This is a genomic window from Tellurirhabdus bombi, from assembly GCF_021484805.1.
GTDB lineage: Bacteria > Bacteroidota > Bacteroidia > Cytophagales > Spirosomataceae > Tellurirhabdus > Tellurirhabdus bombi.
Map to the genome: position 1 here is coordinate 1,641,641 of NZ_CP090557.1, position 16,383 is coordinate 1,658,023.

At 44.8% G+C, this 16,383-nt stretch carries 13 protein-coding genes and 4 tRNA genes; all 17 read left to right on the forward strand.

The genetic code is table 11. The features are described from left to right. Positions 1 to 9 precede the first annotated feature (9 nt). Entirely contained in the window at positions 10 to 1,059 is a 1,050-nt protein-coding gene (locus tag L0Y31_RS06955; RefSeq protein WP_234736396.1) for an outer membrane beta-barrel protein, read from the forward strand. Between the two features lie 252 nt (positions 1,060 to 1,311). Continuing rightward, positions 1,312 to 1,394: transfer RNA gene (locus L0Y31_RS06960), tRNA-Tyr, on the forward strand. A gap of 53 nt (positions 1,395 to 1,447) precedes the next feature. Continuing rightward, a tRNA-Gly gene (locus L0Y31_RS06965) sits at positions 1,448 to 1,523 on the forward strand. Between the two features lie 78 nt (positions 1,524 to 1,601). Continuing rightward, positions 1,602 to 1,673, forward strand: a tRNA-Thr gene (locus L0Y31_RS06970). A 64-nt stretch (positions 1,674 to 1,737) separates the two neighbouring features. Further along, on the forward strand, positions 1,738 to 2,925 hold the full coding sequence (tuf, locus tag L0Y31_RS06975) for an elongation factor Tu (RefSeq protein WP_234736397.1): 1,188 nt from the start codon (positions 1,738 to 1,740) through the stop codon (positions 2,923 to 2,925). Positions 2,926 to 3,050: 125 nt separating this feature from the next. After that, a tRNA-Trp gene (locus tag L0Y31_RS06980) sits at positions 3,051 to 3,124 on the forward strand. Positions 3,125 to 3,136: 12 nt separating this feature from the next. Beyond that, positions 3,137 to 3,328 carry a preprotein translocase subunit SecE gene (gene secE / locus L0Y31_RS06985; protein ID WP_234736398.1) on the forward strand — a complete coding sequence of 64 codons (192 nt, stop codon included), beginning with the start codon at positions 3,137 to 3,139 and terminating at the stop codon, positions 3,326 to 3,328. Between the two features lie 26 nt (positions 3,329 to 3,354). Continuing rightward, positions 3,355 to 3,912, forward strand: a complete 558-nt coding sequence (gene nusG / locus L0Y31_RS06990; RefSeq protein WP_234736399.1) for a transcription termination/antitermination protein NusG — start codon at positions 3,355 to 3,357, stop codon at positions 3,910 to 3,912. An 82-nt stretch (positions 3,913 to 3,994) separates the two neighbouring features. Continuing rightward, entirely contained in the window at positions 3,995 to 4,441 is a 447-nt protein-coding gene (gene rplK / locus L0Y31_RS06995; RefSeq protein ID WP_234736400.1) for a 50S ribosomal protein L11, read from the forward strand. 24 nt (positions 4,442 to 4,465) lie between these two features. Further along, entirely contained in the window at positions 4,466 to 5,164 is a 699-nt protein-coding gene (rplA, locus tag L0Y31_RS07000; RefSeq protein WP_234736401.1) for a 50S ribosomal protein L1, read from the forward strand. 2 nt (positions 5,165 to 5,166) lie between these two features. Then, a complete protein-coding gene (gene rplJ, locus L0Y31_RS07005; RefSeq protein ID WP_234736402.1) occupies positions 5,167 to 5,703 on the forward strand; it encodes a 50S ribosomal protein L10 in 537 nt (178 codons plus the stop codon). Between the two features lie 97 nt (positions 5,704 to 5,800). Continuing rightward, positions 5,801 to 6,187, forward strand: coding sequence for a 50S ribosomal protein L7/L12 (gene rplL, locus L0Y31_RS07010; RefSeq protein ID WP_234736403.1), 387 nt, complete (start codon positions 5,801 to 5,803; stop codon positions 6,185 to 6,187). A 185-nt stretch (positions 6,188 to 6,372) separates the two neighbouring features. Beyond that, a complete protein-coding gene (gene rpoB, locus L0Y31_RS07015) occupies positions 6,373 to 10,233 on the forward strand; it encodes a DNA-directed RNA polymerase subunit beta (RefSeq protein ID WP_234736404.1) in 3,861 nt (1,286 codons plus the stop codon). Between the two features lie 78 nt (positions 10,234 to 10,311). Beyond that, entirely contained in the window at positions 10,312 to 14,640 is a 4,329-nt protein-coding gene (gene rpoC / locus L0Y31_RS07020; RefSeq protein WP_234736405.1) for a DNA-directed RNA polymerase subunit beta', read from the forward strand. Between the two features lie 129 nt (positions 14,641 to 14,769). Next, positions 14,770 to 15,090, forward strand: coding sequence for a DUF3467 domain-containing protein (locus tag L0Y31_RS07025; protein ID WP_234736406.1), 321 nt, complete (start codon positions 14,770 to 14,772; stop codon positions 15,088 to 15,090). 132 nt (positions 15,091 to 15,222) lie between these two features. Then, a complete protein-coding gene (rpsL, locus tag L0Y31_RS07030; protein WP_234736407.1) occupies positions 15,223 to 15,648 on the forward strand; it encodes a 30S ribosomal protein S12 in 426 nt (141 codons plus the stop codon). A gap of 69 nt (positions 15,649 to 15,717) precedes the next feature. After that, positions 15,718 to 16,185 (forward strand): 30S ribosomal protein S7, encoded by a 468-nt coding sequence (rpsG, locus tag L0Y31_RS07035; protein ID WP_234736408.1) that lies wholly within the window; start codon positions 15,718 to 15,720, stop codon positions 16,183 to 16,185. Positions 16,186 to 16,383 lie beyond the last annotated feature (198 nt).

A 16,383-nucleotide genomic window follows, 5' to 3' on the forward strand; every position in this document is an offset into this window, starting at 1 on the left:
AATAAACTCATGAAATACTTACTAACAAGTGTTTTTCTATTACTAGGCAGCCTTGGAATGGCAGCCAACTATACGGCGGAACAAGATTCACTGGTCATCTTATTCGGAAATAAGACACGGCTAGTTATTCATTCTATAGATCGAAATGGAATTCGCGAGTTAACCAATTACGACATAAATAAGATTATTCGTGATATGGGAATGAAGCTTGACTCTGCCGATGCCGGAAACACATTTGTGGTAATGGATCGCAACAATACGGTCCGGTACCTGCAAGATACTGTTTTGGTAGTAACACGCGGGGAGGGTAACGTAACGGTTACGGTGCGGGAGCATGGCAATGAGCAAAAAAGAAGCAGCGATAAGCGATTTGATAAAGAAGATGAGGATTATTCTGTGCGGCCCCGTGAATACCGAAAGAACCATAGCTGGAGCCGCTGGAGCGTATTTGGCGCTTCGATTGGTTTGAATACATTAATCGAGCAGAATGCACTGAGCGCATATCCCGTAGAAAGCTATGAACTACGTCCCATTGGGTCACGGTATTTCAACCTAAGCCTGGGACAGCTGCCAACAATCGTGCGGGGGAAAACAGTAGCTTTCAAGCTCTATTATGGAGTAGAAGTAGCCTGGAATAACTTTATGTTCGATGGCAATACCCGCATGGATAAAAGAGATAATGGAGTTATCTTCTATGAAGGAGTAGATGCCAATGGAAATGTGGAGCGGCTTGATAAAAGTAAATTGACCGTATGCACAATCGGAATTCCGTTTGTTCCACGCGTCTCTTTTTACAATCCGAGTGGCCGACGGGTTTTTCACATAGGTGTTGGTCCTTATGTCAACTACCGGATTGATAGCTACACAAAAGTAAAGCCAGACAACATGGGTGCAGACCGAAGCCATTCTAATTTTCATTTAAACGATTTTCGTTACGGAATGATGATGCACTTAGGGCTCGCGCGGGTTAATTTCTTCGCAAAATATGATCTGAGTCCTCTTTTCAAGGATAATTTAGGCCCCGATGTTCGAGTTGCTAGCTTTGGAATAAGCCTTTAATTGCTGAAAGGCTAGGTAATAAGAAGAGCTACAAAAAAGTAATTTTGCCATTGGAAGGATATTTTTTCACTGGACGGAATACTTTTTTGTAGCTATTATTTTTGTAACAGTGCTCAAAATCATTGGTTTAAAAATTCTGCAAGAATAATTTTGAGTAAACATTTGAAAAGATTTAAAAACAATATAATTTTGCAACTCCATTGACAAAGGCAGTGAAAACAGAAATGTTTGAATGGCTTTTATAAGGGTATCGGGGAGTTTCCAGAGTGGCCAAATGGATCAGACTGTAAATCTGCTGGCGAACGCCTTCGGAGGTTCGAATCCTCCACTCCCCACAAAGTTGTATTGATGTTTTTTTATACAGCTTTTATGATTTTTGAATTAACAAGCGGGAGTAGCTCATTTGGTAGAGCGGTAGCCTTCCAAGCTTCAGGTGGCGGGTTCGAGCCCCGTCTCCCGCTCCATAATGAATAATGTTTAATGAACAATGAATAAATAGTCATTTTCATTTAGCATTATTCATTATTTTGTTAGTAATAGAAGCCGTTATAGCTCAGTGGTAGAGCACTTCCTTGGTAAGGAAGAGGTCAGGGGTTCAAATCCCCTTAACGGCTCTGAAACGGCAAATTTCATACAATAACAGAAACAATAACAAGTAAACTTTAAGCTTTTCCAACAATGGCAAAAGAAGCATTTGACCGTTCCAAGCCTCACGTCAATATTGGTACGATTGGTCACGTTGACCACGGTAAAACGACGCTGACGGCTGCCATTACAAAGGTGCTATCCGAAAAAGGATTGGCCGCAGTACGGGACTTCTCTTCAATTGACAACGCTCCAGAAGAAAAAGAGCGTGGTATCACTATCAATACATCACACGTTGAGTACGCTACAGCTAACCGCCACTATGCGCACGTTGACTGTCCAGGTCACGCTGACTATGTGAAAAACATGGTTACAGGTGCTGCCCAGATGGATGGTGCTATCCTGGTAGTTGCTGCTACTGATGGACCGATGCCACAAACGCGTGAGCACATCCTGCTTGCTCGTCAGGTAGGTGTACCTCAGTTGGTTGTTTTCATGAACAAAGTGGACATGGTAGACGATCCAGAACTTCTGGAACTCGTTGAAATGGAAATTCGTGAACTGCTAAGCTTCTATGACTTCGACGGCGATAACATTCCAGTTATCCAAGGTTCTGCTTTGGGTGGTTTGAATGGCGACGCTCAGTGGGTTAAAACCATTGACGAACTGATGGAAGCCGTGGATAGCTTTATCCCTCTGCCTCCTCGTCAGACAGATCTGCCGTTCTTGATGCCAGTTGAAGACGTGTTCTCAATCACAGGTCGTGGTACAGTTGCTACTGGCCGTATTGAGCGTGGTATCATCAACTCAGGTGAGCAAGTTGAAATCCTAGGTATGGGTGCAGAAAACCTGAAATCAGTTGTAACTGGGGTTGAAATGTTCCGGAAAATTCTGGATCGTGGAGAAGCTGGTGATAACGTAGGTTTGTTGCTCCGTGGTATTGAGAAAACGGATATCCGTCGTGGTATGGTAATCTGTAAGCCAGGTTCGGTTAAGCCGCACTCTAAATTCAAGGCTGAGGTTTACGTACTATCGAAAGAAGAAGGTGGCCGTCACACGCCATTCTTTAACAAATACCGTCCTCAGTTCTACTTCCGTACAACGGACGTTACTGGTGAAATCGTTCTGCCAGCTGGTGTAGAAATGGTTATGCCAGGTGATAACATCACAATTGAAGTAACATTGATCAACAAAATTGCTATGGAAAAAGGTCTTCGCTTCGCGATTCGTGAAGGTGGCCGTACTGTAGGAGCTGGTCAGGTTACAGAAATTCTTGACTAATTCAAGTATATGATTGCAAGTGCATTTCTTTAGGGAGATGCACTTGTTTTTATCTAGATATTTAGTATCTTTGCAGCCCGAAAGGCTTGAAACCTGTCGGGCTGTAATTTTTACAGTTGTACCATACGGGTGTAGTTCAAGGGTAGAATAGCGGTCTCCAAAACCGTTGATGGGAGTTCGAATCTCTCCACCCGTGCCAATCATAATGCAGATGGACAAATTTACTGCGTTTCTAAAAGCTTCTTGGGAAGAGGTTCAGCAAAATGTTACTTGGCCCAAGTTTGGTGATTTACAGGCTAGCTCAACGCTAGTTTTAGTAGCGTCGCTCATCTTTGCCTTACTGGTGGGCTTAATTGATTTTGTCTTCGAGAACGGCCTGAACCTGTTTTATCAGTCGTTTTAAGGCGCACGTAGTAACCAGCACAAAGAATGGATAGCGGAGTTAAATGGTATGTCGTCCGGGCTGTTTCGGGCCAGGAAAAAAAAGTCAAGTCTTATCTGGAAAATGAAATTTACAGACAAGGTTTGGGTGACTACGTTCCGCAAATTCTGATTCCTTCTGAAAAGGTATATGAAATGCGGAATGGAAAAAAGCGTGTTCGAGAGAAGACTTTTTTTCCAGGTTATATTTTAATTTCTGCTGATTTATCGAACGGCGAAGTTATGCACGTAATCACCAGTATGCCTGGTGTATTAGGCTTTTTAGGAAACAGCAATGGTCCGACAAAAGTCCCAGTGCCCCTTCGTCAAGCAGAGGTAAATCGGATTTTGGGTAAAGTCGATGAAGTTACCCAAGAAGTATCGACACCAACCTTGTCGTTTATTAAAGGCGAGTCGGTGAAGGTAGTTGATGGCCCATTCAGTGGTTTTATCGGTACGGTAGAAGAAGTATTCGATGAGCGTAAAAAACTGAATGTCGTTGTCAAAATTTTCGGGCGCAATACGCCTGTAGAGCTGAGTTACGCACAAGTAGAAAAGGAAAGTTAAATTGCGATGCCCGAGACAATTCTGACGCGCTTCCCCCGGTTAGATAGTCATTTGCAGGGCGTAGCTTAACATGTTTTAAGCAATGGCAAAAGAAGTAGCTGGTTACGTGAAGCTGCAGGTAAAAGGCGGTCAAGCCAATCCTGCTCCTCCAATTGGTCCGGCGCTGGGTTCCAAAGGTTTGAATATCATGGAATTCTGCAAGCAGTTCAATGGACGGACGCAAGATAAGGTAGGTACTGTACTTCCTGTTCTGATTACGTACTACAAAGACAAGTCATTTGACTTCGTCATCAAAACTCCCCCTGCTCCCATCTTGCTGATGGAAGCTGCAAAGGTTAAAACCGCTTCGGCACAACCAAATCGGAACAAAGTTGGATCAGTATCGTGGGATCAGGTTCGTCAGATCGCTGAAACTAAAATGGCTGATTTAAATGCCTTCACAGTGGAATCAGCAATGAAAATGATTGCCGGAACGGCTCGTTCAATGGGTATTACTGTTACAGGTGAAGCCCCTTTCGAAACTAAATAACGGCAGCCAAATTCAGAGAAGATCATGGGAAAACTGACAAAAAAGCAAAAAGATGCGCTGTCAAAGTTTGATTCTAAAGGGTCATACTCATTGGCGCAGGCTGCAGAGATTCTGAAAACAATCTCCTACACTAAGTTTGATGCATCTGTAGATATCGACGTTCGTTTGGGCGTTGATCCCCGCAAAGCTGACCAAATGGTTCGGGGTGTTGCAACACTACCACACGGTACGGGTAAGACCGTCCGCGTTTTAGTACTGTGTACGCCGGATAAAGAAGCTGAAGCAAAAGAGGCAGGTGCTGATTACGTTGGACTGGACGATTACATTTCGAAAATCGAACAAGGCTGGACTGATATAGATGTTATCATTACAATGCCTAACGTAATGGCAAAAGTTGGTAAGCTGGGCCGGGTTCTAGGTCCACGCGGCTTGATGCCAAATCCAAAATCAGGAACGGTTACGCCAGAAGTTGGCAAGGCTGTGCGTGAAGTGAAAGCGGGTAAAATTGACTTTAAAGTTGATAAATTCGGGATCATTCACACGAGTATTGGAAAAGTATCTTTTGATCCAGATAAACTGGCTGATAATGCACAAGAAGTTATTGCAACCCTTATGCGTTTGAAACCTTCTTCATCAAAAGGAACGTATGTGAAAACGATTCATTTGTCGAGTACAATGAGTCCAAGTGTTGTAATTGACAAATCGACAGTAGCTGGTATATAATCATGACACGCGAAGAAAAAGGAGCCATTATTGAGGAACTGAGCGAAAAGTTCAAAGAAGTTCCTTACTTCTACATCACCGACGCAAGTGGCATGACAGTTGCTGAAGTGAATCGACTACGTCGGTTGTGCTTTGAAAGAGGTGTTGAATACCGCGTTATTAAGAATACCCTTATCAAAAAGGCTCTTCAGACGCTGGATACAGATTATTCTTCTTTTGAAGATACAGTATTAACGGGATTCTCAGGTGTTATGTTCACCTCTGAATCTGGTAAAATACCGGCAAAATTAATCAAGGATTTCCGTCGGGAACTTGGGAATGATAAGTTGAAATTAAAAGGAGCCTCTGTTGATTATAGCTTGTTTATCGGCGCTGATCAATTGGATACGCTTCTGACGCTGAAAAGCAAAAACGAGCTTATCGCCGATGTTATTGCTCTGCTACAATCACCAGCCAAAAATGTTATTTCTGGTCTGCAAGGTGGTGGCAACAAACTGGCTGGTATCCTCAAGACATTATCGGAGCGCGAAGCTGCCTGAGTGGTTTAAGCTTGGGCTAGTAATCCGATAAAAAAATATGGCCTTGCGCCAAGAGTATCTAAATCAATCTTGTAACAATTAATCAAATAATACGAAAATGGCAGATCTGAAAGCGTTCGCAGAGCAGCTTGTTAATCTGACGGTTAAAGAAGTTAACGAACTTGCTGCTATTCTGAAAGATGAATATGGCATCGAGCCGGCTGCTGCCGCGCCGGTGATGGTAGCAGGTGGTGCTGCAGGTGGAGGTGACGCTGCTGCGGCTGCTCCTGAGAAAACGTCTTTCGACGTTATCCTGAAAAGCCCAGGTGCTGGTAAATTAGCCGTTGTTAAACTGGTGAAAGACTTAACTGGTCTTGGCTTGAAAGAAGCGAAAGAACTGGTAGACGGTGCTCCTAAGCCAGTTAAAGAAGGTGTAGCGAAAGACGAAGCTGAAGCACTGAAAAAACAACTGGAAGAAGCCGGTGCTGAAGTAGAAGTTAAGTAATCATACGATTCTACAGATACGGATTTCTTCAAAGGAATAGGCCTGACCAACGTCAGGTCTTTTCCTGTTTGGAGATAGACGAACTAATAGCCGGCAAATAAACTATTTTCCGGGAAAATGCGTTGTCCGTTTACGCCCTATTACGGACGAATGAGCCTCGATCACGAACTAAACGCAGAGAAGCCTTGGCCACGAACATAACCACGCGTAAAAGTTTTGCGAACATTAAACCAGTGATCGAATATCCGGATTTTTTGGATGTTCAGTTACAGTCTTTTCAAGATTTTTTTCAGCTAGACACTCCCTCGGATAATCGATCTGAAGAAGGATTGTTTAAAGTTTTCCAGGAAAACTTTCCTATTTCGGACTCCCGCGAAAATTTCGTGCTGGAGTTTATTGACTATTCGGTTGATCCACCGAAGTATTCAGTTGACGAATGCATTGACCGGGGGTTGACGTATTCAGTACCTCTGAAAGCCAAATTACGGCTTTCATGCAATGATGCAGACAATGAGGATTTCGAAACCATCGAACAAGAAGTGTTCCTTGGTAATATTCCTTATATGACTGTTAAAGGCTCTTTTGTAATCAATGGAGCTGAGCGTGTAATTGTTTCTCAATTACACCGTTCGCCAGGTGTGTTCTTCTCAATGAGCAAGCACACGAACGGCACGAAACTATATTCTGCTCGTATTATTCCATTCAAAGGTTCTTGGATTGAATTTTCAACGGACGTAAACAATGTCATGTATGCGTATATCGACCGGAAAAAGAAGTTTCCGGTAACGACTTTGCTACGTGCTATTGGTTTTGGGTCTGATAAAGAAATTCTAGATCTGTTTGGTCTATCGGAAGAAGTACCAGCAACACCAGCCAATCTGAAAAAGGTAGTCGGTCGGAAACTAGCTGCGCGGGTTCTAAGAACCTGGACAGAAGATTTCGTGGATGAAGATACAGGTGAGGTTGTTTCAATTAGCCGTAATGAGGTATTGATGGAGCGCGACTCTGCTGTATCTCAAAGCGACATTGATACGATTGTTGAATCAGGCTCTAAATCAATCATCCTGCATAAGGAGGACATGAACGTGGCTGATTACAACATTATTTATAATACGCTGCAAAAAGATAGCTCAAACTCGGAAAAAGAGGCTGTTGAGCAAATCTATCGCCAGCTACGGAATACAGAAGCACCGGATGAACAAACGGCTCGTGAAATTATTCAGAGCTTGTTCTTCTCAGATAAACGCTACGATTTAGGTGATGTTGGTCGTTATAGGATTAACAAGAAACTAGGTCTTGACGTAGCCGCTGACACAAAAGTATTGACGACGGAAGACATTGTCTCTATCGTTAAATACTTGATTGGTTTGATTAACTCCAAAGCAGTTGTCGATGACATTGACCACTTGAGCAACCGTCGTGTACGGACTGTAGGGGAGCAATTATATGCGCAATTTGGTGTTGGTCTGGCCCGTATGGCTCGGACAATCAAAGAGCGGATGAACGTACGTGATAACGAAGACTTCAAACCGGTTGATTTGATCAACGCTCGGACATTGTCTTCCGTAATTAACTCGTTCTTTGGTACTAACCAGCTGTCGCAGTTCATGGACCAAACGAACCCATTGGCTGAGGTGACGCACAAGCGTCGAATGTCAGCACTGGGGCCAGGTGGTCTGTCTCGTGAGCGTGCAGGTTTTGAGGTACGTGACGTTCACTATACACACTACGGTCGTCTTTGTACAATCGAAACGCCGGAAGGACCAAACATTGGTTTGATTTCTTCGCTTTGTGTATACGCGAAAGTGAATAGCATGGGCTTTATTGAAACTCCTTACCGGGCTATTGAAAACGGTAAGGTGCTTGAAAAACCCGTTGTTTACCTGACCGCAGAAGAAGAGGATACGCATTACATTGCTCAGGCGAACTCGCAAGTTCAAACGGATGGTACGTTTGGTAACGATCGGATCAAGTCTCGTTTTGAAGGTGACTTCCCGATGTCTGAGCCAACGAGCGTATCGTACATGGACATTGCGCCAAACCAAATTGTATCGGTGGCTGCTTCTATGATTCCATTCCTGGAACACGATGATGCTAACCGTGCTTTGATGGGTTCTAACATGCAACGTCAGGCTGTACCTCTGTTACGGCCACAAGCTCCGATTGTAGGTACAGGACTGGAAGGCCGCGTTGCGGTTGACTCTCGTGCACTTTACATCGCAGAAGAAGATGGTGTTATTGAATTTGTTGATGCGACAGTTATTAAAGTTCGTTACGACCTGGCCGATGACCAGCGTCTGGTGAGCTTCGATAATGACGTCAAAGAATATAACCTGATCAAGTTCCGTCGTACAAACCAAGATACCTGTATCAACCTGAAACCGATGGTGTTGAAGGGACAGCGGGTTAAAAAAGGGGATGTACTTTGCGAAGGCTATGCAACCCAAGGTGGTGAATTAGCACTTGGTCGGAACATGAAAGTTGCCTTCATGCCATGGCAGGGATACAACTTTGAGGATGCCATTGTTATCTCAGAACGCGTTGTTCGGGATGATATCTTTACCTCGATTCACATTGAGGAATTCGAATTGGAAGTGCGTGATACAAAGCGTGGAGAAGAAGAACTCACCGCTGAGATTCCGAACGTTTCAGAAGAAACGGTTCGTAACCTGGACGAAAACGGTATCGTACGGGTTGGAACTGAAGTAAAAGAAGGTGACATCCTGATTGGTAAAATCACGCCAAAAGGGGAGAGTGATCCAACTCCGGAAGAAAAACTGCTTCGCGCCATCTTTGGTGACAAAGCGGGTGATGTGAAGGATGCCTCGAAAAAGGCGCCACCATCGTTAAAAGGGGTTGTTATCGATACTAAGTTGTTCTCTCGTCCGAATAAGGATGAGCGTTCGAAGCATAAAGAAGAAATCAAGGCGTTGATGAAGCGGTATAGCCGTGAGTTGATCGGTATTCGTGAGAAGATGATCAACAAAATGTCAACCCTGCTGGAAGGCAAAACATCACTCGGTATTCGTCACAAATTTGGTGATGAGATTATGAGTAAGGGCGTTAAGTTTACCCGTAAGAATATGACGGATAACTTATTCCCTGACAAAAACTCATACCGTGATGAAAGTAGCTACGCAGTGGCAGAAGAAGTAAACCTTCTGGCTGATTTACTTCTTGAAGGCTGGACAGAAGACGATCATACTAACCGTCTGTTGACCCAGATGGTGAAAAACTACAACAACCGTCGCAACGAAATCACAGGTCGCTTTAAGCGTGAGCGTTTTACGCTTGAGGTGGGTGATGAACTACCGGCAGGTATTGTGAAACTGGCTAAAGTCTACATTGCTAAGAAGCGTAAGCTGAAAGTAGGGGATAAGATGGCCGGTCGCCACGGTAACAAAGGGGTTGTCGCGCGGATCGTACGGGACGAAGACCTTCCATTCCTTGAGGACGGAACGCCGGTAGATATCGTATTGAACCCACTAGGGGTACCTTCACGGATGAACTTGGGCCAGATTTATGAGACTGTTCTTGGTTGGGCAGGCTTGAAACTGGGTCGTAAGTATGCAACGCCAATTTTTGATGGTGCTACGGAAGGTGAAGTTGTGGCGGAACTAGATGCAGCGGGCTTGCCAGAGTTTGGCCGTACTTATCTCTATGACGGTTTATCAGGTGAACGCTTTGATCAACCCGTTACGGTTGGAGTTATCTATATGCTGAAACTTGGTCACCTTGTTGATGACAAGATGCACGCCCGTTCAATCGGACCATACTCTCTCATTACGCAGCAACCATTGGGTGGTAAAGCTCAGTTCGGTGGACAGCGTTTTGGAGAAATGGAAGTATGGGCGCTTGAAGCGTTCGGTGCGTCACACATTCTTCAGGAGATCCTGACGGTCAAGTCGGATGACGTTGTAGGCCGTGCGAAAGCATACGAGGCAATCGTAAAAGGTGAAAACCTGCCGAAGCCAAATATTCCGGAATCATTCAACGTACTTGTCCACGAATTACGTGGTCTTGCGCTGGAAATTACATTGGATTAGTAAAAGTCAACATCCTGGAGGATAGCTTATCCTCCAGGATACGACTAAAAAACAGTTAAACTTATAAAACTCCAACCAATGTCATTCAAAAAGAACAAGAAACTCAACAGCGATTTCTCTAGAGTTCTGATCAGTCTGGCATCGCCTGAATCGATTCTGGAAAGTTCGTACGGAGAAGTTACGCAGCCAGAAACGATCAACTACCGAACTTACAAGCCTGAAATGGGCGGTTTGTTCTGCGAGCGGATTTTCGGGCCGGTGAAAGACTGGGAATGTCATTGTGGTAAATACAAACGTATTCGCTACAAAGGCATTATCTGTGACCGCTGTGGGGTGGAGGTGACGGAGAAAAAGGTTCGTCGGGAACGGATGGGCCATATTGAACTGGTTGTTCCAGTAGCGCACATCTGGTATTTCCGTAGCCTTCCTAATAAAATTGGATATCTGTTAGGGTTATCGACTAAAAAACTCGATCAGATTATCTACTACGAACGTTATGTTGTCGTTCAACCCGGTATTAAAGGAGAAGATGGCGTACAGGAATTAGATTTCCTGACTGAAGACGAATACCTGGATATCGTTGATAAGCTGCCAAGTGGCAATCAATTACTGCCGGATACCGATCCGCAGAAATTCATTGCCAAAATGGGAGCGGAATCGCTTGAAATGTTGCTAAGTCGTGTAGCACTAGATGAGCTATCGTATAACCTACGTCACGCTGCTGCTACAGATACATCGCAACAACGGAAAGCAGAAGCCCTGAAACGACTAAAAGTTGTAGAAGCTTTCCGGGATGCAAACACCCGCGTTGAAAACCGTCCTGAATGGATGGTGATTCGCATGGTACCTGTTATTCCACCAGAACTACGCCCACTTGTTCCTTTGGATGGTGGTCGTTTTGCAACGTCGGATTTGAATGACTTGTATCGCCGGGTAATTATCCGGAACAACCGTCTGAAGCGTCTGATTGAGATCAAAGCACCTGAGGTGATCTTGCGGAATGAAAAGCGGATGTTGCAGGAAGCTGTTGACTCTTTATTTGACAACTCGCGGAAAGTTAACGCCGTTCGTTCAGAAGGGAACCGTGCGCTGAAGTCATTGTCAGATATGCTGAAAGGTAAGCAAGGACGTTTCCGTCAGAACTTACTTGGTAAGCGGGTTGACTACTCCGGTCGTTCAGTAATCGTTGTTGGTCCAGAGCTAAAACTCAATGAGTGCGGTTTGCCGAAAGACATGGCGGCTGAGTTATTCAAGCCGTTTATTATTCGGAAGTTGATCGAACGGGGTATTGTTAAAACCGTTAAGTCTGCCAAGAAAATCGTTGACCGGAAAGACCCTATCATCTGGGATATCCTGGAAAACGTTTTGAAAGGACACCCTGTACTGCTTAACCGGGCTCCAACACTGCACCGTTTAGGTATTCAGGCTTTCCAGCCGAAACTAATTGAGGGAAAAGCAATCCAGCTGCACCCACTCGTCTGTACGGCCTTCAACGCTGACTTTGACGGTGACCAAATGGCGGTTCACGTTCCACTGGGACAAGAAGCGGTATTGGAAGCCTCTCTGTTAATGTTAGCCTCACACAATATTCTGAACCCTGCCAATGGCGCGCCGATTACGGTACCTTCGCAGGACATGGTATTGGGACTATATTACGTAACCAAAGGTCGTCGTAGTACGCCAGAATACCCAATTGTGGGTGAAGGCATGACGTTCTATGGATCTGAGGAAGTAATTATTGCCATCAATGAGAAAAAGCTTTCTAAACACGCCAATATCAAAGTTCGGACGAAAGTTCGGAATGAAGCAGGCGAATTAGAAACTAAAATCATTGAAACGGTAGCTGGCCGGGTGTTGTTTAACCAGGCGGTTCCTGAAGAAGTTGGATACATTAATGAGCTGCTGACGAAAAAGAAACTTCAGCAAATCATTTCATATATCTTCAAAATTTCTGGAATGGCGCGGACTGCGCACTTCCTTGATGATATCAAAGAACTTGGTTTCCAAATGGCCTTTAAAGGCGGTTTGTCAATCGGTTTGAATGACGTTAAGGTTCCGGAAACTAAAGAAAGTCTGATCCAGGAGGCCAAGCAGGAAGTAGAAAGCGTATGGCAGAACTACCTGATGGGTCTTATTACGGAGAACGAACGTTACAACCAGGTAATTGATATCTGGACGCGCGTAAACTCACGGATTACAGAGACATTGATGAAGCAACTAGAGGGCGACCAGCAAGGTTTCAACTCTATCTTCATGATGATGCACTCTGGAGCGCGTGGTTCGCGGGAACAGATTCGTCAGTTGGGTGGTATGCGGGGTCTGATGGCTAAGCCACAGAAAAACCTGCAAGGCTCAGTTGGTGAGATTATTGAAAACCCAATTCTTTCGAACTTTAAAGAAGGGTTGGACGTACTCGAGTACTTTATCTCTACACACGGGGCGCGGAAGGGTCTTGCCGATACGGCTTTGAAAACAGCCGATGCCGGTTACCTGACTCGTCGTCTACACGATGTTGCGCAAGACGTAATTATCACGGAAGATGACTGTGGTACGCTACGTGGTATCCAGATTTCTGCTCTGAAAGACAACGAAGATATCGTTGAACCACTATCAGAACGGATCCTGGGCCGTGTTTCCGTACACGATATTTACGATCCGCTTTCGAAAGATCTGATTGTATTAGCTGGTCAGGAAATCAATGAAGAGATCGCTGCTCAAATCGATGAAACAAGCATCGAGACAGTAGAGATTCGTTCTGTATTGACTTGCGAAGCGAAAAAAGGCGTTTGTGCCAAATGCTACGGACGTAACCTGGCTTCAGGACGGATGGTAGATATTGGTGAAGCGGTTGGTGTAATTGCCTCGCAATCAATTGGTGAGCCAGGTACACAGTTAACACTTCGTACATTCCACGTGGGTGGTACGGCATCAAACATTGCGGTTGATGCATCGATCCGCGCGAAATTCTCCGGCGTTGTCCAATTTGAAGAAATGCGGACAGTTGAGTCGGCGGATAACGAAGGAAATTCTGTAACGGTTGTAATGGGTCGTTCTGGTGAGGTAAAAGTGGTCGATCCAACAAATCCAAACCTGATTCTGATCAGCAACAACGTACCATACGGTGCTTTCCTACGGGTGAAAGAAGGACAGCGCGTTGAAAAAGGAGATGAGCTTTGCGCTTGGGATCCTTACAACGCCGTTATCTTGTCGGAAGTTACTGGTAAACTGGAATTCGAAGCGATTGAAGAAGCAATTACCTACCGTGAGGAGTTTGACGAACAGACAGGCTTCCAGGAAATGGTGATCATCGAAAGTCGCGATAAGACGAAAAACCCGGCCATCATGGTTCGTGGTACAAGTACGTTGCTGGAGGATACAAATGAAAAAGCGTATAACCTTCCGGTAGGTGCTCGTCTGGTTGTGAAGAACGGTGCTGATATCAAAGCTGGTCAACCGCTGGCGAAGATTCCTCGTAACGTAGGTAAAACACGCGATATTACCGGTGGTCTTCCACGGGTAACCGAACTTTTCGAAGCCCGTAACCCGTCGAACCCGGCAGTTGTATCGGAAATCGATGGTGTTGTTACGTATGGTACCATCAAACGGGGTAACCGGGAGATTTACATCGAGTCTAAAGACGGTACGCGTAAAAAATACCTTGTTCCGCTGTCGAAGCACATCCTGGTTCAGGATAATGACTTCGTACGGGCCGGCGATCCGCTGTCAGATGGTGCAATCACACCTTCAGACATTCTGGCTATCAAAGGACCAACGGCAGTACAAGAATACCTGGTGAATGAAATTCAGGAAGTATACCGTTTGCAAGGGGTGAAAATCAACGATAAGCACATTGAAGCGATTGTTCGCCAGATGATGCAGAAGGTTGAAATCATCGATGCAGGGGATACAAACTTCCTGGAGGGTCAAGTTGTTGACAAGTGGTCATTCCGCGATGAAAACGATAAGATCATGAACATGAAAGTCATTACGGAAGCCGGCGACTCTGAGACGTTGAAACCTGGTATGATTATTTCGGTTCGTCGTCTGCGTGATGAAAACTCAACGCTGAAGCGTCGCGACCAACGTATCGTTGAAGTACGGGATGCGATGGCTGCGGTTTCGCAACCAACCTTGCTGGGTATCACCCAGGCTTCGTTGGGTACAGAAAGCTTCCTGTCAGCGGCCTCGTTCCAGGAAACAACCAAAGTGCTAAGCGAAGCGTCGATTCGTGGTAAAGCGGATTACTTGGAAGGACTGAAAGAGAACATCATTGTTGGTCACTTAGTACCAGCAGGAACGGGTGTTCGTCGTTATCAGAACCTCATCGTTAGTTCGAAAGAAGAATACGAATCATACGTTGAAAATAAAGAGAAGTTTACACGCAACAAGCGCCGGGAAACGGTATAGGTAGCGTATAACGAACAAGTGAACAAAGGTTAGGCCTCATGGCCTGACCTTTGCTTTTTCATACTAAATCGTGACGTTCGTAACAATAAGGTGTCTATTGTAAAGGGATAATACTAACTAGAGTGTCTCATGGAAGAGCAAAAACAAGAACAGGAAAGTCAGATCAATATAGAACTGACGGAGGAAATAGCAGAAGGCACCTATGCTAATCTGGCAATGATTGCCCATTCAAATAGTGAATTTATTATTGACTTCATCAGGCTTATGCCTGGCGTTCCGAAAGCAAAGGTAAAGTCCCGCATTATCTTAACACCTGAACACGCAAAGCGTCTATTGTCAGCATTAAAAGAAAATATCCGTAAATACGAAGAGGCTTTCGGGGATATCAATGGTGCAGATGAAGCTTTTCGCTTTCCTTCTCAGTTTGGTGGCCCCATGGGAGAGGCCTAACAGTGCGTCAATATTGCTGATTAAGAAGGAATTGCAAAAAAAAGTCAGGATCGTTTTGGGTATTGAAGTGGGTTTTGCTAATTTTGCACTCCGATTTTCCCGGAATACTGCATTTATACAAATTCAGATAAAATGCCTACTATACAACAGTTAGTACGTAAAGGTCGCGAAAAGCTGGTTTTTAAGTCAAAATCACCAGCTTTAGATTCGTGCCCACAGCGTCGCGGTGTTTGTACGCGTGTGTACACGACAACGCCTAAAAAACCAAACTCGGCACTACGTAAGGTTGCCCGTGTTCGTTTAACGAACCAAAAAGAAGTAAACGCATACATTCCTGGTGAAGGCCATAACCTGCAAGAGCACTCAATCGTGCTTGTACGTGGTGGACGGGTAAAAGATTTACCAGGGGTACGTTACCACATCGTTCGTGGTGCGCTTGACACAGCAGGTGTGAATGGTCGTCTGCAAAGCCGTTCGAAATACGGTACAAAACGTCCGAAACCAGGCCAGGCTCCAGCAGCTGGTAAAGGAGCTCCTGCAAAAGGAAAGAAAAAATAAGTAAGAGAAATTCGCACTGAGCGTAGATAAACAAAGCTGCGTTTAGAGTAAGATTAATATCTGAAGATCATGAGAAAGGCAAAACCTAAGAAAAGATACGTTTTACCAGATCCTAAATACAGGGAAGTTCTGGTAACGAAGTTTGTGAATAACCTCATGTATGAGGGCAAAAAGAGTATTTCATACTCTATCTTCTATGATGCACTAGAAATCGTTGAGAAAAAAACCAGCGACAATGGACTCGAAGTATGGAAGAAAGCGTTGAACAACGTTATGCCTTCAGTTGAGGTGAAGAGCCGCCGCGTAGGTGGTGCTACATTCCAGGTTCCAACGGAAGTGCGTCCTGACCGTAAGGTATCAGTAGGCATGAAATGGCTGATCAAGTATGCCCGTTCACGTGGTGAGAAAACCATGGTAGATCGTTTGGCAGCGGAAATCGTGGCCGCATCGAAAGGTGAAGGCGCAGCCGTTAAGAAAAAGGATGATACGCACCGGATGGCCGAAGCGAACAAAGCGTTCTCTCACTTCCGCTTCTAAGCTGTATCTAATACATCTTGAAAAGACCTTCTCCATCGGGAAGGTCTTTTTGTTTTATAGGCTTACACCAAGAAAGGCAAAGGAACTATTTAAAACATATTTACGTAAAACGATTGAACGCAAAGAAACTAAAGGCTACTTCGTGCCACTGCCTTCCTTCATGAATGATCGCTTCAAATCCTGGGTTAAACGTGTTGG